Origin of the sequence: Butyrivibrio sp. AC2005 (genome assembly GCF_000424145.1) — a bacterium.
GTDB lineage: Bacteria > Bacillota > Clostridia > Lachnospirales > Lachnospiraceae > Butyrivibrio.
Genome location: NZ_KE384137.1, coordinates 420,899 through 441,165, shown reverse-complemented (window position 1 = coordinate 441,165; position 20,267 = coordinate 420,899). Strand labels below are relative to the sequence as shown.

The following is a 20,267-nucleotide window of genomic DNA, read 5'->3' as shown; positions in this document are numbered from 1 at the left end:
ATGAGCGTAAATGCAGTTGTTGAAAACGGTAAAATTCTTGATACCAAAGCTCAGGCCGAGGAGGCTAAAAAGAACGCGGCCGCAGCCAATCAGGGATATGACAAGAATGCTTTCATGAATATTCTGTGTGCTCAAATGAAATACCAGGATCCTTTGGAGCCAACATCAAATACCGAGTACATCAACCAGTACGCTACATTCACACAGGTTGAGCAGCTATCCAACATGGCAGAGGCCTTCTCAATGTCGAGAGCATCTGACCTCGTAGGAAAAACTGTTATCGTAAGTGATGAGAATGGCGGACAGGTTCAGGGAAAAGTTGACTATGTAACCTATAAGAGTGGCGAGGCTTATCTGAATATTGATGGTAAGGACTACAAGATGGAAGATGTTAGCTCCGTAGCTGACAGCCACTTTGTAGAAATCCATGATCAGGCAGATGATCTTGCCGAACTCATGGATAAGTTCCCTGCATATGAGAACATGGTATTTACAGATGCCCAGAAGGTATACGAGGCTTATAATTTCTACCAGAGTATGGATGCTGATGCTATAGCACTTGTAGACCAGAAGGATATCGATAAACTTGAAAAGTACTATGCCAGAGCACAAGAGCTGGTTCAGGAAGCAGCTAAGAATCAGGAGGAGTACGAGGCAAGCAAAAAAGTTAATGATGAGGAAAAGGCAGCAAGAATTACTGAAGATTTAGATGCTGATGAAGGAACAGACTCGGAAGCAGCAACGGCTGAAGAGTAACTTGGATAACCAAAGATAAGCCATTATTTATAAAATTTCTAAAAAAATGCGAATAGGTCTTATGTTTATGAGACCTTTGCCGAAATATAAATCGGCAGAGCAATTAATGGCTCACTAATTTGTTTAAAGAAAGGAGTAAGCCGTGAGAATTGACAATAACGGATTCCTTTCAATTGAACAGGTTCAGAACCAGTACCTTGGTCAGAACGAGAAGATAAGAGAAAAAGTCGGTGTTCAGAATTCTGATTTCGGCAAAATTCTCTCTCAGATCGAAAACAAAAATGAAGGCGTTAAGTTTTCAAAACACGCTTCAAACAGACTAAGTGACCGCAACATTGAGCTTACACAGGATCAGATGAACCGCCTGAACAACGCAAGAAATCAGGCCAATGAGAAAGGAATAAACGAATCTCTCATCCTTGTTGATCAGCTAGCCTTCATCGTAAACGTTAAGACAAGCACAGTAGTAACCGCGATGGATAGTCAGGAAACTGGCAGTAACATTTTTACCAATATAGACGGAGCGGTAATCGCATAAGTTCTATAGGAAGAGCAGAATGAACAGAATAAATTGACCGGACCGAGGGTGGCGCTTCCACCCGCAAGCCAGCCGGCAGTGGCTGGTGTCTAAGGAGGTCACGAATTCCCGACCGCCAGAAGGAATTCAAATTTTTGTTTCCTATTCTTTTCATTCCCAATCGGAAAATAGAATATGTGTGCCGTCCCCCATCAAATTAGGAGGACATGCCTTATGATGAGATCACTTTTTTCTGGTGTAGCAGGACTTAAGACCCACCAGGTCAAGATGGATGTTATAGGTAACAACATCGCCAACGTTAACACCACATCCTTCAAGTCACAGTCTATCACCTTCAGTGATTTGATGTATCAGACTTCGCAGCGTGCATCCAGAGCTACCGAGACAACCGGTGGTACCAATGCCCGCCAGGTTGGTCTTGGTGCTAAATCAGGCGCGATTGCAACTGCAATCACACAGCAGGGCGCAACGGAAACCACAAACAATCCGTTCGATATGCGAATTACCGGCGATGCTTTCTTCGTAGTAAATAACGGTAACCAGACAATGTTTACAAGAGATGGTTCCTTCTACGTAGACGGTGCAGGAAATCTCGCAATGCAGTCAACAGGTTACTTCGTATACGGCTGGACAGCAGCAGAAGATCCGGAGACAGGTGCTATTACAGTAAATACAAATGGCGGTATTGGAAAGCTTCAGATCATGACACCTGAGAACATGACCTATCCTCCGGAAGGAACAACAGAAGCAGTTGTAAGCGGCAACATTGACGCACATGATACTAACATTACAAGTGATAACGGAAAAACTGTATCTCTCGAGTTCTATGACAATCTTGGATATCTTTACACAGCAAAATTTGCAGTCCGCGATGTTGATGATACTGAACATGCATATACAATGACATTGGAAGATATTCTCGATTCAAAGGGAAATACAATCGGTGCAGATAAGCTGGCAAGAGTAATCTTTACAGATGATCCTAACTATTCAGAAGAGACTTACAAAGTACGTGATCCCTGGTTGAAAGAAATAACAACAGTTAAATACTCTGCAGTAGTTGGAGCACAGTATACAACCTTCAAGAATGCTGCAGGTGCAACAGCGTACAGCAAAGTACCTACGACAGGTATTGTGTCATCTTTAACTGAAAGTTTTCCGTCATTACTTGCGGAAGTATATGGAGAAAAAGCAGCTTCTCCTACAGATACAGATTACTATGAAATTGATTCTGATGGAAGGATAACTTTCTATCCGGTGACAAATGGTAACCCGGAATCAGGTACACTTGCACCATATTATGTATCAGGACCAACAGATACAATTATTACTTACAATAAGCCAGAAGGTGGCAATGCAATTGTAGTTCCGAAAACAGGGGATTGGGACTCTCTTGATGCGGATAAAAAAGATGCTTTAGCAAGGATGTTTGGCTTTGATCAAGATGACATTCAGGATATGGTTGATCAGAACAAGGAACCCTCATATACTATTTCAAATGATGGGGTTAGTAAAATTACTTTTACCCCATATGATGTACAAACAAAATATGCAACAGATTTAGATATAGTAATATCTCCAGTAGGAAATAGTAAGGCCAAGATAACTACTGCGGATGGAGAAACTTACACAGTAACAAAAAAAGATGCGCTTGTTTCAAGTCTTAGTGCGGCTGAAAAAAGAGCTTTGGGAATTACCACTTCCAACGCTTCTGCAACATATACGATAAATACGGATGCTCCAACATCGGTAACTGTAAAAGTACCAATATCTAGTGAACAGCAACCTTATGAGAATGAAAATAAATATGCGGTGGATGCAAAGAGTGCTGCACAGGGAAAGATATCATTTATTAATTTAAAAACTAACAAAGCTACTGTCATGGAACTCTCAGGAACAACAAATTCTTTAAGCGCTTCTATGAAGAATATTTTGGAAGAAGTATATGGATTTGTTCCAACATCTGATGATGTTACGTATACTTTAGCAGATGATGGAAGTACAGTTACTGTAGGAACAAGAAATACAGCAACTTTTGATGGACCTTTTGATATAGATACAGCAACAAGAGAAGTAGATTTGGATATTTCTTATACTCTAACAGAAACAACAGCAACATATACCAATAATATTGATGACTCAACAATATATGAGAATATTCCCAGAAACGGATATGTTTCAGAAATTTACGATGCAACACTTACAAAAGACTTTTTCTCAGATGTATATAACTACAACCCTGATCCCGGAGCTACTAACTATGAGAACTTGACTTATCATATTCTGGAAGATGGCACACTACAGGTTGTAAACAACTCAATCAGCATGAATTACAATGAGAAAACCGGTGCCATTGAAAATCCTACAGAAAAGATTCCGCTTCGTTTTGTAAAAGAGAGCCTTATTGAAAACGGTGTGGATCTTATGGGTGGCTTTACAAATGTAAATATGGATCTTTCAACAACAACCAACTATAACACAATGGCAACCTCCACAATCGGAGCAGTAAAGGGTGATAAGCAGAGCCTTAAGACCGGACGTGCAGTCGGCGAGATGAACGGTGTCACAGTAAGTAAGGACGGAACAATCTACGCAACCTATTCAAACGGCCAGACCAAGCTTCTTGGACAGATCGCAACAGCAGAATTTGCTAACGCATCAGGTCTTGAGAAGAATGGTGACAACCTCTACACACAGACACTTAACTCTGGCGAAGCTACAATTCAGGATGTAACAACAGACGGTGGCTACATCACAACAGGTGTTCTGGAAATGTCAAACGTAGACCTTTCAAGCGAGTTCACCAGCATGATCACCACTCAGCGTGGATTCCAGGCTAACAGCCGAATCATCACAGTTTCAGATACACTCCTTGAGGAGCTTACAAATCTGAAGAGATAAAAGTAATCGCTTAGCGAGGTATTTTCGAGCTTAGCGTACTACTTTGTTCTGGCGAAGGCTCTAGCCTGAGAGCAGAACTTCATATTAGATGTATCGCACTTATCGAGGGGGAGAAGTGCAGAGTACATATAAAGGGCGCTCATCCGAGCGCCCTTGTGAATTATATGAAAATGTTTTAGCATTTATAAAGGACCATATTTTGATTTATATTTAGCAAGTTCTGCGTCTTTTTCAGCAATGGCGGAATTCTGATCAGCAATAGTAGAATCCCTTTCAGCAATAGCAGAATCCTTCTCTGCAATAATAGCATCTTTTTCTGCTATGATGACAGCAGCCTTAGCATTTGTTTCCTCTATAGCGTCCTGGCGAACATTTTGTAAATGGAGTTCTTCATTATACTCAAATATGCTCATTTCCTGTACCTCCGCACGATGCTTCATGAGAAAGTTTACTAATATTCCTTCGGCAATACATTCATCGATTGCCTTTTCTACAGCATTCTCAATTAACATAATCTTAGCATATGCTCTGATTTTTGTAACGAAGATAGATCATCATAGAATCAGCTGTGAAAGATTAGTAAGTAGTAAAATCACAGCTATAGAAGGCAAAAACTACGATATATTTGGTGAAAATTATATTGCATAAGGTCCTCTCGTACAGAGAGTGCCGCATTGGAAGCAGAATTACTTGCGCGAATTTCTTTTTTGCGCAAGTAGCCACAAAGAATAGCTGGAACAGCAATATTGAAATAAATATTCAGTAATACCACAATAGATATGAAATAAAATTACAAAAACAATTTCCCCTCATCCTTAAATCCACTTCAAATATCTAAAATTCAAATAAACAAACCCGAAAAATTCTTTAAAGTAAAAATCATACATCCAATTCGCACAAAAGCTTCCAAAACTATTTTAAACAATAACGAGATGTTGTATAATTGAAAATGAAGTATGTACAAGATATAGCATGTAAAATTATTTCAAAATTATTCTAAATTATTGAAATAAAAATACAACCTCAATATTTTTGCGGAATTTTGTGCATCAAAATAATGAAAAACCATGATAAAATTGTCTTAATAAGCTAGGGTAGTGTAATTTTTGTTAAAACAGGCATCTTAGTATTGCAATTTTATTTCAACAACAAAAATGTCGGGGGATGAATCGTGATAGAAATCACCAGAATGGATGGCCGGATGATTCTGGTCAATGAGAATCTTATAGAGACAGTAGAGTCCACTCCCGATACGGTTGTTATCATGGCGAACGGGCGCAAGTTTATAGTGCAGGAGTCACTTCCTGAGGTCATGAAGAGATGCAATGAGAGATGGGATCTGCAGACGGGCGGACCATTAGTGTCTACAAGTGAGAGCGTTATTAAGAGCAGAGTTCAGGATGCTGTTCATAATATCGGATATAAGTAGGCACTTGATTCTATATGGCATTTTGATTTTTTGATGAAGGGGGAAAACTAAGTGGATATAGCGTCATTACTTGGTGTTGTACTTTGTTTCATTTTCATGATTCTTAGTATCGTATTTGGTGCCGGTATCACCGGTGTTAAATACTTCGTGGACGCGCCTTCTGCGATGATTACATTCGGTGGAGCGTTCATGGCCGTGCTGGCGTCCAGGACCATGCCAAGCTTCATCAGCGGACTTAAATCCTACACACTCATTTTTAAGATGCCGGCTGATGATACCAAGGCTGTTATCAAGCAGATTATTGACCTTTCCAACACAGCCCGTAAAGAAGGACTCCTGGCACTTGAAGAAGCGGCCAGCAATATCGAGGATGCTTTCATGAAGAAGGGCGTCGGACTTATAGTGGACGGTACTGAGCCCGAACTTGTTAAAGCTATTTTAGAGGCTGAGATTGATGCTATGTCCGAGAGACATAAAGAGAACTATACCTTCTTTGCAGATGTTGCAGGTATGGGACCTTCCTGGGGAATGATCGGAACACTGCTTGGACTGGTTCTTATGCTACAGAACATGTCAGATCCGTCTTCAATCGGACCGTCCATGGCCGTTGCCCTGATCACTACGTTCTATGGTTCGGTTCTTGCTAACTGGTTCTGCTATCCCGCTGAGAATAAGCTTAAGGCAAGGGATAATGCAGAGTACACTATGAAGAGTATTATTATTGAGGGACTGCTTTCAATTCAGGCCGGGGAGAACCCCAGAGTTACTGAGGAGAAGCTTAAATCGTTCCTGTCACCTGCTAACAGAGCTGCATACGAAGCTGAGAATGGTTCCGGTGATGGCGGTGGAGGAGAGTAATGGCAAAAAAACCAGAGGAAATAAAACCGGGTTTGCCTGCCTGGCAGGGAACATTCGGTGATCTTATGAATCTGCTCCTGTGCTTCTTCGTTTTGCTTTTCTCAATGGCAACCATGGATGCTCAGAAGTTCGAGGAGGTAGCTGCATCATTCAGTTCAGCCTTTGGTATTTTTCAGGGTGGTGAGGCAGCACTTGGTCAGGGAGCACTTGTTGGAGATGGTATTTCACAGCTTAATCAGCTGTCCAACTATATTATATCGATGGGTATTTCACAGTCCGGATCACAGAATGAGGATGTGACTGATTCGGAGGGAGAGAATGCCAGTGAGAACGGCGGTGCCGGAATAAACGATGACGGCGATAGTGCAGGCGTTATGCAGGGCGAGGGCGGTGAAACCACTGGCTCTGAAGGCGATACATCAGGAACCGGATCAGAGGGAGATGCTTCCCAGCAGGGACTTGAGAGTGATGCTGATAACAAGGGAGCTAATGCTGAGGATACTCAGGAAGCCGCTGAGGCTGAGCAGCTCAAGGCTTCAGAGGCACTTGCAGCTGAGGTTAAGGAATCTCTCGATGTAATGGAGGTATCTGATAAGATTGATGTCAATTTTACAAGTCAGTTTGTTCAGTTGACATTGCAGGGCTCCATTTTGTTTGACACCGGTGATGCCACATTAAAACCGGGAGCAGATGCTATTTTGAATAAAGTAGGAAAAGTTCTTGAGAGATATGCCGGTGGTACCATAGAGATTGAGGGACATACAGATAATGTTCCCATGCACAGAACCTACGGCAAGATAACCAACAATGACGAGCTTAGTGATGCCAGAGCACTTTCGGTATTTTACTATTTTGTTAATAATACTTCGCTTGATCCGGCTAAGATGAAACATTCCGGAAGAGGTGAGTATGAGCCTATAGCTGATAATTCCACAATTGAGGGACGTTCCAGGAACAGACGAGTTGAGATTAGAATATACAATCCACTTAGTCCAATGTATTGATGAGGGAGAGAACAAATGAAAAAAAACCTGCTTGCAATTATCATTTTGGCTTTACTTTTAGTTAATACAGGTATGACAGGCTTTATGATGCTGACGGTTATGACGACCAATAATCAGGCAGTTGCACTTATCGGTGACGTTGCCGCAGCTTTGCAGATAGAAGCTAACGGTGGAGAAAATGGTCAGGGCTTTTCCGGATCTGCTACCGGCGAGGTTGATATTGCTAATGTAGCATCCTACTCCATACCGGACATGACTATCACTCTTAAAGAGGATGGAAGTGGAAAAGCGCATTATATGCTTACAACAATTGTTCTTTCGATGGATAAGTCAAATGAGGCTTACACCACATATTGGACTGAAGAGGGTATTGCAACCTATCAGGATATGATTAAGTCCAAGATTACTACTGTTATCGGCGCATATACACTTGATGAGATAAGAGCTCATGAGGATGAAGCCAAGGCTACACTGCTGGAGCAGATACAGGAACTGTTTAAATCCGGCTTCATCTATGATGTAAGCTTTTCCGGAACAGTGTATCAGTAATATATTTTGTTTTGATTTTGGGGAGTATGAAAAAGAGTTTGTTATGAAAGTACTTTGTTACTGTAAAAGTGAGGTGATCTACGCTTGAGTGAAGTATTATCACAGAATGAGATAGATAATCTACTCGCGGCTCTAAATACCGGTGAACTCGACGTGGATCAGATGTCCGCTGCGGACGAGAAGAAAGTCAAGGATTACGACTTTAAGAGACCGGCCAAGTTCTCTAAGGAACATTTGAGAACCCTGGAGATGATCTATGAACATTATGGAAGACTGTTATCTACGACACTTCCGCTTTATCTTAGAAAAAACGTACAGGTTTCGGTTGCTAACTCCGAGACTGTAACATATTCGGAGTTTAGTAATGCTCTTAGTAACCCTGTTATTTTGGGAATAATAAATTTCCTACCACTGCAGGGAACCATTATTTTAGAGCTGCAGGCTAATATCGGATTTGCCTTTATAGACAGAATGCTTGGCGGTGAAGGCGTAGGACTTGATAAGACCAGGCCTTTCACGGATATTGAGATGCCTCTTATAGAAAAGCTCATAACCATTTGCATGCAGCTTATGGTTGAACCGTGGGAGAACGTACTGGCAATAAATCCTATTATGGAGAGGATTGAGACAAATCCACAGTTTGCGCAGGTTATTTCCCCTACGGATATGATTGCGATTGTAACACTTAACATTAAAATAGGTGAGGTCGAGGGACTTATGAATATCTGTCTTCCTTACTTTACATTGGAGAGTGTTATGGATAAGTTGAATACCAAGTTCTGGTTTTCAACAATGCAGAAGCATGATGACGATACATACGGTGAACACCTAGAGTCTTTGGTAAGACATGTTGATGTTCCGGTAAAAGCAATTTTAGGAAGATGTAATGTATCAGTAAGTGATTTTGTTCAGCTCCAGAGGGGCGATATTATAAGACTTGATAATCAGGTAAACAGCGAGCTTCAGGTATATGTTGGTGATATTTATAAATTCACGGCACTTCCCGGAACCGCAAAAGATAAGTATGCCGTCAGAATAACGTCGGTAATTAGAGAGGAGGAAGAGTAGCAGCATGGATGGAATGCTTTCACAGGAAGAAATTAATGCACTGCTCGCCGGTATGGATTCAGGAGGTGGTGATGCCGGTGGCGGAGACGCTCCAGCTGCTGATGCAGGAGGAGATGCTCCTGCAGCTCCTTCAGGCGGCAGCGGGTTTGTTGCTGGTGAGATTGACGAGAGTCTTCTGAATGATGAGGAAAAGGACGCGATAGGTGAAGTTGCCAATATCAGTATGGGATCTTCAGCTACAACGCTTTATTCACTTGTTAATCAGAAGGTTAATATCACTACGCCTCAGGTTGAGCTGGCTAACTGGAATACAGTTCTTAACAATTATGAGAAACCCTGCGTATTTATTCAGATTAAATACACAGTAGGTCTTGAGGGTACTAATATCCTCATTTTGAAAGAACGCGATGTTATGGTCATCACTGACCTTATGATGGGTGGTGATGGAACAAATACAGAGGGAGAAGTCGGGGAACTTCAGCTTTCTGCTATTTCAGAGGCTATGAACCAGATGATGGGTGCTGCAGCTACCTCTCTTTCGACCATGATTGGTCAGAAGGTAGATATCAGCCCTCCGGAAGCAACATTGCTTGATATGATTGACGACGATCCCAGTGAGATTTCCGAATTCCTGACAGGAACCTTCTGCCGTGTAACCTTCAAGCTGCAGATTGGTGATCTTGTGGATTCTACGTTGATGCAGTTGTATCCTATAGATTTTGCAAAGAGCCTTAAGGATACCATAAGCACGGAATCTCCTGCAGAAGAGGCAGCACCTGCACCTGCTCCTGCACCGGCAGCTCCTGATATGGGTATGGGAATGCCTGCTCCTGATCCTTCAGCTGCGGCAGGAATGCCCGGAATGGATCCTTCAATGATGCAGGGAATGCCGCAAATGGGAATGCCTCAGATGGGTATGCCTATGATGCCCATGGGTATGCCTATGATGCAGCCTCAGATGATGGGTGCAAATGTTCAGCCTGCCCAGTTCCAGAGCTTTGCAGGTGGCAATCCGATGATGGCTGCCGGAGAGAACATCGGACTTATCAAGGATGTGCCTCTTGAAGTAACTGTTGAACTTGGAAGAACGGCTAAGGCAATTTCAGATATTCTTGATTTTGCACCCGGAACTATCATAGAACTTGAAAAAGTCGCAGGTGAACCGGTTGATGTTCTTGTTAACGGTAAGTTTGTGGCAAAGGGAGAAGTTGTAGTCATTGAAGAAAGTTTCGGTGTTCGTGTTACCGAAATTGTCCAGTAATTTCAGTAATAATCGGAAGGTCGCTAAAAAATGAATGTTTCATCGGTAGCGCAACTATTTACTGTACTTGTTTTATTTATTCTGGTCCTGGTTGCGACCTATTATGTGACTAAGTGGATTGCCAAATATCAAAAGGGATCCACTTTCACTGCAAATATGGAGATAATGGAAACATGCAGACTTTCCTCTACCAAGTATTTGCAGATAGTAAGAGTAGTTAATAAATATATGGTGATAGCCGTGTGTAAGGATACGGTTACAGTACTTACAGAGCTGTCGGAGGATGAATATGAACCACCTGTTCTGAAATCCTCCGATCCTGTAGATTTTAGTAAAGAATTTGAGAAAGTCTTAGAGAAATTTAAGAAGAAGTAAGGTATGAAAAAATTTTGGGGAGTAAAAGATTTAAAGCCATTATTTAAGATGGGCATTTCGTTGTTATGCCTTTCTTTTATTATGGCTTTTTGTATTTTTAACAGCGGAGCAGTAACAGTTTCTGCGTCAACATCCTATGTTGATGATACTCATCCTACGGATCCGACTGTAGACAGGGAAACCAATCTGACCGGAACGGATGGAGAGAGAACGAACCTCACTGAACCCGGATCTGCTAAGGATGCTGATGACCTCCAGGAGCTTAATATTGCCAATACGGTAACTGTCACCTATGACAATGGTAACGGTACAATAAATGGTGCATTGAGAATTCTTATAACATTAACGCTTATTGCATTGGCGCCGCTTCTTCTTATTATGATGACCTGTTTTACCAGAATCATCATAGTTCTGCATTTCACTAGAGCTGCATTGGCAACCCAGACATCGCCTCCTAATCAGGTGCTTATGGGACTTGCTCTTTTCCTGACATTTTTTATTATGCAGCCTACTATCAAGGAGATAAACGAAACTGCTATCCAGCCCTTTGATAAGGGGGAGATAGAACAGCAGGAATTCTTTGATACAGCCATGATTCCCATAAGAAATTTCATGTATGGACAGACACAGACCAAGGACGTTCGTCTTTTCATGGAAATTGATGAGCTGGAGTGGGATGGTGAGCTTGATAGTATTCCGAATGCAGTTCTGATTCCCAGCTTCCTTATAAGCGAGCTAAGAACAGCCTTTATAATTGGCTTTTTGATTTATATTCCGTTTATTGTAATCGATATGGTCGTCGCGTCGGTACTTATGAGTATGGGTATGATGATGCTACCGCCTACGACTATTTCGATGCCGTTTAAGATTCTACTGTTTGTACTTGCGGATGGCTGGAATCTGGTAATCGGTAGTCTGGTTAAGACGTTCTATTAACATGAGGGGCAAGAAGGAGGAGAATATGACAGTTGACAATATTACTGCAATCATGGCCAGCGCCTTGTTCATGGTAATAAAAATAGCGATACCGGTTTTGCTTGTTTCGCTCATAGTTGGTCTTTCTGTTTCAATATTTCAGACCGTAACCTCTATTCAGGATCAGACACTTACCTTTGTCCCTAAAATTCTGGTTACATTCCTGACACTTATTATACTTGGAAACTGGATGCTAACTGAGCTTTCAGGCTTCGTGGTAAAAATGTGGTCAGACTTCTCGTTATACATTCATTAGCGGAGGATGAAGATTTGATAGATTACACCTTCACCTACGGCGATCTTGAGATATTCTTGCTTATACTGGTCAGGGTGACAATGTTTGTGTATGTTGCACCCTTTTTTAGTATGAGTAACACTCCGCATGTAGTCAGAGTTGGATTTTCGGTGCTGCTTTCGTTCCTGCTTTACGGTTATGCACCTGTAGATACACTTGAATATGAAACAATATGGGGATTCACTGTTATTATTCTGAAGGAGTTTTTTACAGGGCTTCTGATAGGATATGCTGCACAGATATGCACACTTGTTGCCAATATGGCCGGACAGATAGCAGATATGCAGGTTGGCCTGTCAATGGTGCAGATTATGAGTCCTAATTCAAGAGAAAATGTTCCTGTTTCCGCAGGACTTTATCAATATGCTTTCATGGGTATGATGCTTGTGAGCGGATTGTACAGATATTTTATTTCCGCTCTGGTTGATTCGTTCAGATTGATTCCGGTAAATGGTGCAATTTTTAACAGCGATAAACTGCTTGAATCAATGCTTAAATTTGTTTCATATTACATGATTATCGGCTTTAGAATATGTCTGCCGATATTTATAGTTACTTTTATTATGAACGTTATTCTTGGTATTCTTGCGAGAGTAGCGCCTCAGATGAACATGTTTGCTGTCGGTATGCAGCTTAAACTTATAGTTGGATTATCCATGATGTATATGACATGTATTTTGTTGTATAACGCATCGGACTTCATTTTTACCAATATGCGCGAGCTTATGACGGAGTTTATAAATGACCTTACGTGAAAATCAAATGCAACTGAATAACGGTCTTTTGATATCCTACGATCTGCAGTTCTTTGCTGATGGTCCCGGCGGTGAAAAGACAGAGCAGCCTACTGCCAAGAAATTGCAGGATGCAAGAAATGAAGGACAGGTTGCAAAGAGCCAGGAGGTAACTCATGCAGCAGGGCTGATGTCTCTTTTTGTGCTCATAAGAGTTATGTATCCTTATATGGCGGACAGCTTTACCGGCTTTTTCAGAAGTGTCTACAATCAGATTCCGACTACAACTAAGATGTACGATGGATATGTTCCGTTTGCTGACCTACGAATTACAATTATGAATGCGCTGTTAAGGATACTTCTTACAGCTTTGCCATTCCTTGCGGTTTCTTTGACTGTGGCTTTTATCTGCAATGTTGTTCAGGTTAAGTGGAAGATTACAACAAAGCCACTGAAGCCAAAGCTAAGTAAGCTGAATCCCATTAAGGGCTTCAAAAAGATCTTTTCTACAAGAAAGATTTTTGAGCTGGTAAAATCAATAGCTAAAATTGCAATTATTGGAACAGTGGTATATACATATTTTCTTGGATATACCGCATCTGTTTTTACACTTTACGATATGCCCCTGAGACAGGCAATCGGACTTTTGGGTAATACAATAGTAGAAATAGGTATACGCATTGCTGCGGTTTATGTTGTAATCGCCATTGCAGATTATATCTATCAGAAGAGAAAATTCCGAAAAGACAACATGATGACCAAGCAGGAAGTTAAAGATGAGTATAAAAATACTGAAGGAGATCCTCAGATTAAAGGTCAGCAGCGTCGTCGTATGATGCAGGCTTCACAGCGTCGTATGATGCAGGAGCTTCCCAAGGCAGATGTTGTCATCACCAACCCTACTCATTACGCAGTTGCAATACGATATGATGCGGATAAATTCGATGCACCAATGGTAGTTGCCAAGGGTGAGGGATATCTTGCACAGCGTATTAAGGATGTAGCAAAAGAGTATGGTGTTGAGATTGTAGAAAACAAACCGCTTGCCCGTATGCTCTATTCGACGGTTGATATTGGAGAATTCGTGCCGCCGGAGCTTTATCAGGCAGTGGCAGAGGTTCTCGCCTTTGTATATCATCTTCAGGGCAAAGTATAAGTACTTAGCAAGGTGCAGAAACTTCCTTTGGTGTTGTTGAGCTCTTGTGCCTTAATCCCCTCTTGCATACAAGATGTGGTATGCGCTATACTAACTATGTATAGTTATGAAAAAAATCGGGGAAAGGGGGATGAATAATGCTCGAGATTATTAGAAAACGTGCATTTGATTACGGTGTAGCGTTATATTTCGTTGCGGCTATTATCATGTTCATCGTCCCCATTCCTACGTGGCTGATGGACTTTCTTCTGGCCTTTGATATGTCACTGTCTTTTGTGATTCTGTTTACGGCCATGTTTTCCAAGGAAGTACTGGATATGTCGTTCTTCCCTACTATCCTTTTGTTCACAACAATTTTCCGAATTGCACTTAATATTTCATCTACAAGACTCATCCTTACCGGAGGCGATGCCGGTCAGGTTATTCAGGTATTCGGAGAGTTCGTTGGTGCCGGTGATCTGATCATCGGAACAATCGTATATATAATCCTTATACTTGTGCAGTTCATGGTTATCAATAAAGGTTCTGAGCGTGTCGCTGAAGTATCAGCACGTTTCACTCTGGATGCTATGCCCGGTAAACAGATGGCTATCGACGCTGACCTTAACACAGGTGCTATTACCGATCAGGAAGCTAAGGAGAGACGTGAGAAGATTCAGAACGAAGCAAGCTTCTTCGGAGCCATGGACGGTGCTACGAAGTACGTTAAGGGAGACTCTACTGCGGGTCTTATAATTACTGCCGTAAATATTATAGGTGGTATTTTGATGGGCGTCTTAAGACAGGGGATGCCTATAAATGATGCACTCGATAAATACGCCATTCTTACAATGGGTGACGGTCTTGTAAGTGCGATACCTTCACTTCTTGTATCTCTTAGTACAGGTATTCTGGTTACAAAGGGATCGAAAGAAGCCGATTTTGGACCGGCACTTGTTGGTCAGCTGTTTAATGCATCCAAGACACTGTACCTTGTTGGTGCGCTTATAGCTACACTTGGTATTCTTACACCGCTGCCGGATTTGCTATACCTTCCGCTCGGTGCCTGCATAGGAGCACTGGGTTTCCTCATGCAGAAATCACAGAAGATTACAGCTGCTGAGGAAGAGGTTATGGCTGAAGAGGAGCAGCAGGCTGAAGAAATACGCCAGCCTGAGAATGTTACAAGCCTTCTTCAGGTTGACCCTATAGAGCTCGAGTTTGGTTATGGAATTATTCCGCTTGCTGATGTTAATCAGGGCGGAGATCTTCTTGACCGTGTTGTTATGATAAGACGTCAGATTGCACTGGAGCTTGGTACAGTTGTTCCTATCATTCGTCTTCGAGATAACATTCAGCTTAATCCTAACCAATACATTATAAAAATTAAGGGTATACAGGTTAGTGATGGTGAAATTCTGTTTGATCACTATATGGCCATGAATCCCGGAAATGTAGAGGAGGAGATTACAGGTATTCCTACCTTTGAGCCTTCCTTCCATCTGCCGGCTACATGGATTACCGAAAGTCAGAGAGAACGTGCGGAATCGCTTGGTTATACAGTTGTAGATCCGCCTTCAATTATTGCTACTCACTTAACTGAGGTTATCAGGAATCATATTGCAGAGCTTCTTACAAGACAGGATGTACAGAATCTTGTCAACAATTTGCAGGAGAACAATCCTGCACTTGTGGAAGAACTTGTGCCTAAGCTTATGAGTCTTGGTGAGATTGAGAAGGTATTGCAGAATCTCCTTGCGGAAGGAATCTCCATAAGAGATCTGGTTACAATATTTGAGACACTTGCTGACTATGCTCCGTCTACACATGACACAGATATTCTTACCGAGTATGTCAGACAGAGCCTTAGACGTGCGATTTCCAGCAAATATTTTTATCCTGGAGAGACTACCAGCGTTATCACTCTTGATCCTAAGATTGAGCAGGAGATAATGCAGTCTGTTAAGCAGACTGAGACCGGCGCATATCTTACCCTTGATCCTACCAGAACCAAGGCGATACTTAAGTCTGTGGGAGAACAGGCTAAGAAGCTTGAAGACGCCGGAATGATACCGATAATTATGACTTCGCCAATTGTGCGTATGTATTTTAAGAAGATGACAGAGGATTATTATAAAGATTTGATTGTGCTTTCTTACAATGAAGTTGAACCTAATGTTGAAATGCAGTCTGTAGGAATGGTAGCGGCATAATATGATAATAAAAAAATATACCGGAAAAACTGAATCAGAGGCTACAGAAATTGCAAAGAAGGAGCTGGGCGATAACATTGTAATCATGAATGTCAGGCCTGTGAAAAAAAGCGGATTCTTCGCTATTTTCGCGCCGCCCAAAATAGAGGTGACGGTTGCGCTTGAGGACGAGCCTGCAAAAAGCATGAAGTCTGTTAAGCCGGCAAGAGAGCAGAACAGAGCTCCGAGACCTGGGAAGCCTGCATCAATGGCTGATAAACTGCTGCGCGCTCAGGAACAGGGTGAGATTCCACCTCTTAAGGTTTCTCAGCCGGCACAGGTGCAGCCTTCCGTAAGCACTCCTGCGCCGAAAGAACACGCGTTGCTCCAGGATGAGAGCAGTGCTATTGAGGAAAAACTTGACAGCCTTCACAACCTTATCGAGAAGAATCTCAAGACCGAAAAAGAAGATCCAAGACCGGATATGGCTGAGGAGGAAGTATCAGAGATTAAGGAAACTCCCAATACTGTTTCCGATGAAACGCTTTCATTTGTAAAGGTTTTGTACAATACGCTTATTGAGAACGAGGTCGATGAGATTTACGCCAATCAGCTCACGGATGAGGTTGAAAAGGTAAGTAAACCCAATATACCGATGGAGTATGTTCTTGCGAACGTATATCAGAAGATGGTGCTTAAATTCGGACCAGCTGACAGAATTAAGGAGAGCACTGACGGCCCTATAGCGGAGATTTTTATTGGACCTACCGGTGTTGGCAAAACTACAACAATTGCCAAGCTGGCATCCGAGCTTCGAATTGTCAGAAAGAAAAATGTTGCACTTTTAACCGTTGATACTTACAGAATAGCTGCTGCAGAGCAGCTTAAAACCTATGCAACCATTATGGATATTCCCTTCAGGGTAATATATTCCGTAGAGGAAATGAAAGCCGCAGCTGAGGAATTCAAGGATTATGATTATCTGATGGTTGATACGGCAGGTCACAGTCTTCACAATGAAGAACAAAAGGAAACTATGATCGGATATATCCATGCACTTGAGGAATGCGTTGAAACAGAGAACTATCTGGTTCTTTCCGCTACCACCAAGTACAGGGATCTTATTGAAATAGCAGACGGCTATTCCGAACTCGTTAAGTATAAGCTTATTTTCACCAAGATGGATGAGACAAGTTCAGCAGGAAACCTTTATAATATACACATGCACACTGGCGCTCCGATGTCTTACATTACAAATGGACAAAACGTTCCGAGCGATATTGCTGTCTTTGATGCTCAGAAAAGTGTTAAGGGTCTTCTTGGCGGAAAATAGTAGAAGAATTTCGTATATTTTGATAGAATAGAAACAGGATTATTTTTATGGATCAGGCTCAACAGTTAAGAAATATAATTAAAGCACAACACACGCCCCAGAGGCCTCTCGCAAGGATTATCACAGTTACGAGCGGTAAGGGTGGCGTAGGTAAGTCGAATGTATCAATAAACCTTGCCATTCAGTTTAGAAGAATGGGACAGAGAGTCATCATTCTGGATGCCGATTTCGGACTTGCCAATATAGAGATAATGTTTGGAACAGTTCCCAAGCATAATCTGAGTGATCTGATATATAAGAAAAAGAATATTAAGGATATAATTACCTGGGGACCGGAGGGCGTAGGATTTATTTCAGGAGGTTCCGGTATCTCCGGTATGTACAATCTTGAGAGAAAGTATCTTGTTGATATTATTGTTAATCTGGCAGAGCTTGATGCTATTGCGGATACGATAATTATTGATACGGGAGCCGGAATATCCAATGCAGTTATGGAATTCCTTGTGGCAAGCGGTGAGATTATTCTTGTGACAACACCGGAGCCCACATCGATAACTGACTCCTATTCGCTGCTTAAGGCACTTAACCAGCAGGAGAGATTTTCAAGAGATAATACGATGATTAAGGTTGTTTCCAACAGAGTTGCTACAAACGATGAGGGACAACAGCTATTTAATAAATTAAATGCAGTAGTTGCCAGATACTTAAAGCTTCCGCTTGCATATCTCGGCGCTATTCCGCAGGATCAGATGCTGGCACGAGGTGTGATGCAGCAATCACCCGTTTCCATACAGTATCCCAATTCCAAATCTGCGAAAGCTTTTGAGCATATTGCTGCGGAACTTGTAAATAAAAATGAACTTGAAAAATACAAGCCCAGAGGAATGGCTGCATTTTTCTCACATATCATAACCGGACGAAAACTAAATTCAGAGAAAAACACCGGAGATAAGGCTTCCGGTCTGTAAGATATACTATAAAAGGTAAGAGGGGTACCTACATGCTTGCGGACTATATTGCGCCAGGCAATAAAATTGAACTGAAGGCCATCGGCAAGGTCTGGATGGACGATGACAGCCGCACGAAAAAAATTCACCTGAGTAAGATTACCGATGTTTTGTCGGAGGACAGGATTGAGGTTCTCATGCCAATGGATAAGGGAAAGCTGGTGCTTTTACCTGTAGATGGTGAATATAGCTTGTGCTTTTACAGCTCAAGAGGACTGTTTCAATGTTATGGAAGGATAATTGACCGATACCGAAGTAATAATGTGTACATTTTGGTTCTTGATCTTCTAAGCAATCTTCAGAGGCTTCAGCGAAGAGAGTATTACAGATTCAGCTGTGCACTCGAACTACGATCGCGTATTTTTACCGAAGAGGAAGTCGAGGCTATAAGGCGGAACTGGGGATTGCTTTTGGGAACGAATAAACCGTTACAACGAAGCGTTATAGTGGATATAAGCGGAGGAGGTTTACGGTTTGTCGCTAATTTCCAATATGAAGAGGGTAGCACGATTTATTGTGCTTACAGATTACCCGGAAACATTAATAATGTTGAGTACGAGATGGTGTGCACCGTACTTAGGGTACAGGAACTCGAAAACAGGCCGGGACTGTATGAGCACCGCATACAGTACAGCTACATTGACGAAACTTCCAGAGAGGATATTATACATTTTATCTTTGAGGAAGAACGTAAAATTAGAAAGAAGCAAAACTAAATGTCGAAAAAAATTTTATTAGTTGATGACTCTGCACTCATGAGAACCGTCCTTAGTGATATAGTAAATTCAGATTCAAGATTTCAGGTTGTAGATAAGGCTAAAGACGGAATTGAAGCCCTTGAGCTTTTGAAAAAGAATTCCTATGATGCATGTATTCTTGATATTAACATGCCTCGTATGGACGGAATTACGTTGCTCAAGGAGATTAACAAAAATAAAATAAGGGTGAAAGTTATGATGTGTTCTACAGATACTAAGGAAGGGGCAAAGGTTACCCTTGACTGTCTGGAACTCGGCGCCCTTGATTTTATTCACAAACCGGATCGCGCCTCGGATTGCCGTGGCGATGATTTCACTAAGTCGCTTACAAGAACTCTCGCAGCAGTTTGCGATTCTAAAGCGCCTATAAGTGCGAAGGCTTTTTCAATTGATGAAATCAAAGCCTCTCGTAAGATGGTGGATATTGTCGCTAAGCATGCAGACAAGGTCACAGGTAATCGTATCGTTGCGATTGCCAGTTCTACGGGTGGGCCTCGTGCGCTTCAAGCGGTTATTCCAAAACTTCCCAAAAATCTTAAGACCCCGGTTGTACTTGTACAGCATATGCCGGAAGGATTTACAGCATCTCTTGCCGAGAGACTGGACTCGTTATCTGAAGTTCATGTTAAAGAGGCGGCGGAGGGTGATGTACTTCAGGCAGGAACCGTCTATATTGCAAGAGGCGGAAAGCATATGCATGTAATTACATCAGCCGGTAAGCACACTATTCATTATGTTGATGGTCCTACGAGAGAAGGCGTAAGACCGTGTGCAAACTTCATGTATGAGTCTCTGATGGATTCGGATTACGACTCTATATGCTGTGTGGTTCTTACAGGAATGGGTGCGGATGGCACTGAGGGAATAAAAAATCTGAAATCAGCAAAGAAGGTTCATGTCATTGGTCAGGACGAGGCTTCCTGCACAGTTTATGGCATGCCTAAGGCAGTGGCAACAGCTGGTCTTGTCAATCAGGTAGTTACACTTGATGACGTAGCCCAGGAAATCATTATGAACGTAGGAGTTAAGTAATCTCTTAGCGACAGTTGAACTTCCTTGTTACCTTTCCTGATCCTAAGTCTTAACACCTGCGTGAGGT

At 42.0% G+C, this 20,267-nt stretch carries 20 protein-coding genes; 19 read left to right on the top strand and 1 reads right to left on the bottom strand.

The window, feature by feature from the left end; translation table 11 throughout:
- From G602_RS29320 to G602_RS31950, 3 genes are all read left to right on the top strand, one after another.
- Positions 1 to 756 (top strand): flagellar hook capping FlgD N-terminal domain-containing protein, encoded by a 756-nt coding sequence (locus tag G602_RS29320; protein WP_049945336.1) that lies wholly within the window; start codon positions 1 to 3, stop codon positions 754 to 756.
- Positions 757 to 898: 142 nt separating this feature from the next.
- Positions 899 to 1,294 carry a TIGR02530 family flagellar biosynthesis protein gene (locus tag G602_RS0118910; protein WP_026660383.1) on the top strand — a complete coding sequence of 132 codons (396 nt, stop codon included), beginning with the start codon at positions 899 to 901 and terminating at the stop codon, positions 1,292 to 1,294.
- A gap of 213 nt (positions 1,295 to 1,507) precedes the next feature.
- On the top strand, positions 1,508 to 4,195 hold the full coding sequence (locus G602_RS31950) for a flagellar hook-basal body complex protein (RefSeq protein WP_049945335.1): 2,688 nt from the start codon (positions 1,508 to 1,510) through the stop codon (positions 4,193 to 4,195).
- Between the two features lie 182 nt (positions 4,196 to 4,377).
- On the opposite strand, the gene G602_RS29310 is transcribed toward G602_RS31950, so the two are convergent.
- A complete protein-coding gene (locus G602_RS29310; protein ID WP_049945334.1) occupies positions 4,378 to 4,707 on the bottom strand; it encodes a hypothetical protein in 330 nt (109 codons plus the stop codon).
- A 659-nt stretch (positions 4,708 to 5,366) separates the two neighbouring features.
- On the opposite strand from G602_RS29310, the gene G602_RS27490 reads away from it, so the two are divergent.
- The 16 genes from G602_RS27490 to G602_RS0118815 all read left to right on the top strand — a co-directional run bounded on the left by G602_RS27490 (position 5,367) and on the right by G602_RS0118815 (position 20,200).
- The gene (locus G602_RS27490; protein ID WP_044932759.1) at positions 5,367 to 5,624 is read left to right on the top strand and encodes a flagellar FlbD family protein; all 258 of its coding nucleotides are present in this window, start codon (positions 5,367 to 5,369) and stop codon (positions 5,622 to 5,624) included.
- 51 nt (positions 5,625 to 5,675) lie between these two features.
- Entirely contained in the window at positions 5,676 to 6,482 is an 807-nt protein-coding gene (locus G602_RS0118885; protein WP_026660382.1) for a motility protein A, read from the top strand.
- Complete coding sequence (locus G602_RS0118880; RefSeq protein WP_026660381.1) at positions 6,482 to 7,486, top strand: OmpA/MotB family protein; 1,005 nt, start codon at positions 6,482 to 6,484, stop codon at positions 7,484 to 7,486. The genes G602_RS0118885 and G602_RS0118880 overlap by 1 nt, the downstream gene beginning before the upstream one ends.
- Positions 7,487 to 7,501: 15 nt before the next feature.
- On the top strand, positions 7,502 to 8,035 hold the full coding sequence (locus G602_RS0118875; RefSeq protein WP_026660380.1) for a flagellar basal body-associated FliL family protein: 534 nt from the start codon (positions 7,502 to 7,504) through the stop codon (positions 8,033 to 8,035).
- 84 nt (positions 8,036 to 8,119) lie between these two features.
- Positions 8,120 to 9,103 carry a flagellar motor switch protein FliM gene (gene fliM, locus G602_RS0118870; protein WP_026660379.1) on the top strand — a complete coding sequence of 328 codons (984 nt, stop codon included), beginning with the start codon at positions 8,120 to 8,122 and terminating at the stop codon, positions 9,101 to 9,103.
- Between the two features lie 4 nt (positions 9,104 to 9,107).
- Positions 9,108 to 10,364, top strand: coding sequence for a flagellar motor switch phosphatase FliY (fliY, locus tag G602_RS0118865; protein ID WP_026660377.1), 1,257 nt, complete (start codon positions 9,108 to 9,110; stop codon positions 10,362 to 10,364).
- 30 nt (positions 10,365 to 10,394) lie between these two features.
- Positions 10,395 to 10,739 (top strand): flagellar biosynthetic protein FliO, encoded by a 345-nt coding sequence (locus tag G602_RS0118860; protein WP_026660376.1) that lies wholly within the window; start codon positions 10,395 to 10,397, stop codon positions 10,737 to 10,739.
- A 3-nt stretch (positions 10,740 to 10,742) separates the two neighbouring features.
- Positions 10,743 to 11,675: a flagellar type III secretion system pore protein FliP gene (gene fliP, locus G602_RS0118855; protein ID WP_044932757.1), complete on the top strand. Its 933-nt coding sequence runs from the start codon at positions 10,743 to 10,745 to the stop codon at positions 11,673 to 11,675.
- Between the two features lie 25 nt (positions 11,676 to 11,700).
- Positions 11,701 to 11,970, top strand: coding sequence for a flagellar biosynthesis protein FliQ (gene fliQ / locus G602_RS0118850; RefSeq protein ID WP_026660374.1), 270 nt, complete (start codon positions 11,701 to 11,703; stop codon positions 11,968 to 11,970).
- A 14-nt stretch (positions 11,971 to 11,984) separates the two neighbouring features.
- Positions 11,985 to 12,764 carry a flagellar biosynthetic protein FliR gene (locus G602_RS0118845; RefSeq protein ID WP_026660373.1) on the top strand — a complete coding sequence of 260 codons (780 nt, stop codon included), beginning with the start codon at positions 11,985 to 11,987 and terminating at the stop codon, positions 12,762 to 12,764.
- The gene (gene flhB / locus G602_RS0118840; protein WP_044932755.1) at positions 12,751 to 13,899 is read left to right on the top strand and encodes a flagellar biosynthesis protein FlhB; all 1,149 of its coding nucleotides are present in this window, start codon (positions 12,751 to 12,753) and stop codon (positions 13,897 to 13,899) included. The genes G602_RS0118845 and flhB overlap by 14 nt, the downstream gene beginning before the upstream one ends.
- 137 nt (positions 13,900 to 14,036) lie before the next feature.
- Positions 14,037 to 16,091 (top strand): flagellar biosynthesis protein FlhA, encoded by a 2,055-nt coding sequence (gene flhA, locus G602_RS0118835; protein WP_196808726.1) that lies wholly within the window; start codon positions 14,037 to 14,039, stop codon positions 16,089 to 16,091.
- A gap of 1 nt (position 16,092) precedes the next feature.
- On the top strand, positions 16,093 to 17,403 hold the full coding sequence (flhF, locus tag G602_RS0118830; RefSeq protein WP_026660369.1) for a flagellar biosynthesis protein FlhF: 1,311 nt from the start codon (positions 16,093 to 16,095) through the stop codon (positions 17,401 to 17,403).
- Between the two features lie 47 nt (positions 17,404 to 17,450).
- Positions 17,451 to 18,371 (top strand): MinD/ParA family protein, encoded by a 921-nt coding sequence (locus tag G602_RS27485; protein ID WP_044932752.1) that lies wholly within the window; start codon positions 17,451 to 17,453, stop codon positions 18,369 to 18,371.
- 32 nt (positions 18,372 to 18,403) lie between these two features.
- Entirely contained in the window at positions 18,404 to 19,126 is a 723-nt protein-coding gene (locus tag G602_RS0118820) for a flagellar brake protein (RefSeq protein ID WP_026490848.1), read from the top strand.
- Positions 19,127 to 20,200, top strand: coding sequence for a protein-glutamate methylesterase/protein-glutamine glutaminase (locus G602_RS0118815; RefSeq protein WP_026660368.1), 1,074 nt, complete (start codon positions 19,127 to 19,129; stop codon positions 20,198 to 20,200).
- Positions 20,201 to 20,267 lie beyond the last annotated feature (67 nt).

Excerpts from the sequence above, each read along its gene's own strand:
- flhB (WP_044932755.1), top strand. The coding sequence starts at position 12,751 with ATGACCTTACGTGAAAATCAAATGCAACTGAATAACGGTCTTTTGATA.
- G602_RS29320 (WP_049945336.1), top strand. The coding sequence starts at position 1 with ATGAGCGTAAATGCAGTTGTTGAAAACGGTAAAATTCTTGATACCAAA.
- fliP (WP_044932757.1), top strand. The coding sequence starts at position 10,743 with ATGAAAAAATTTTGGGGAGTAAAAGATTTAAAGCCATTATTTAAGATG.
- flhF (WP_026660369.1), top strand. The coding sequence starts at position 16,093 with ATGATAATAAAAAAATATACCGGAAAAACTGAATCAGAGGCTACAGAA.
- G602_RS0118880 (WP_026660381.1), top strand. The coding sequence starts at position 6,482 with ATGGCAAAAAAACCAGAGGAAATAAAACCGGGTTTGCCTGCCTGGCAG.
- fliY (WP_026660377.1), top strand. The coding sequence starts at position 9,108 with ATGGATGGAATGCTTTCACAGGAAGAAATTAATGCACTGCTCGCCGGT.
- G602_RS0118875 (WP_026660380.1), top strand. The coding sequence starts at position 7,502 with ATGAAAAAAAACCTGCTTGCAATTATCATTTTGGCTTTACTTTTAGTT.
- G602_RS29310 (WP_049945334.1), bottom strand. The coding sequence starts at position 4,707 with ATGTTAATTGAGAATGCTGTAGAAAAGGCAATCGATGAATGTATTGCC.
- fliQ (WP_026660374.1), top strand. The coding sequence starts at position 11,701 with ATGACAGTTGACAATATTACTGCAATCATGGCCAGCGCCTTGTTCATG.
- flhA (WP_196808726.1), top strand. The coding sequence starts at position 14,037 with ATGCTCGAGATTATTAGAAAACGTGCATTTGATTACGGTGTAGCGTTA.
- G602_RS31950 (WP_049945335.1), top strand. The coding sequence starts at position 1,508 with ATGATGAGATCACTTTTTTCTGGTGTAGCAGGACTTAAGACCCACCAG.
- G602_RS0118860 (WP_026660376.1), top strand. The coding sequence starts at position 10,395 with ATGAATGTTTCATCGGTAGCGCAACTATTTACTGTACTTGTTTTATTT.
- G602_RS0118820 (WP_026490848.1), top strand. The coding sequence starts at position 18,404 with ATGCTTGCGGACTATATTGCGCCAGGCAATAAAATTGAACTGAAGGCC.
- G602_RS0118815 (WP_026660368.1), top strand. The coding sequence starts at position 19,127 with ATGTCGAAAAAAATTTTATTAGTTGATGACTCTGCACTCATGAGAACC.
- G602_RS27485 (WP_044932752.1), top strand. The coding sequence starts at position 17,451 with ATGGATCAGGCTCAACAGTTAAGAAATATAATTAAAGCACAACACACG.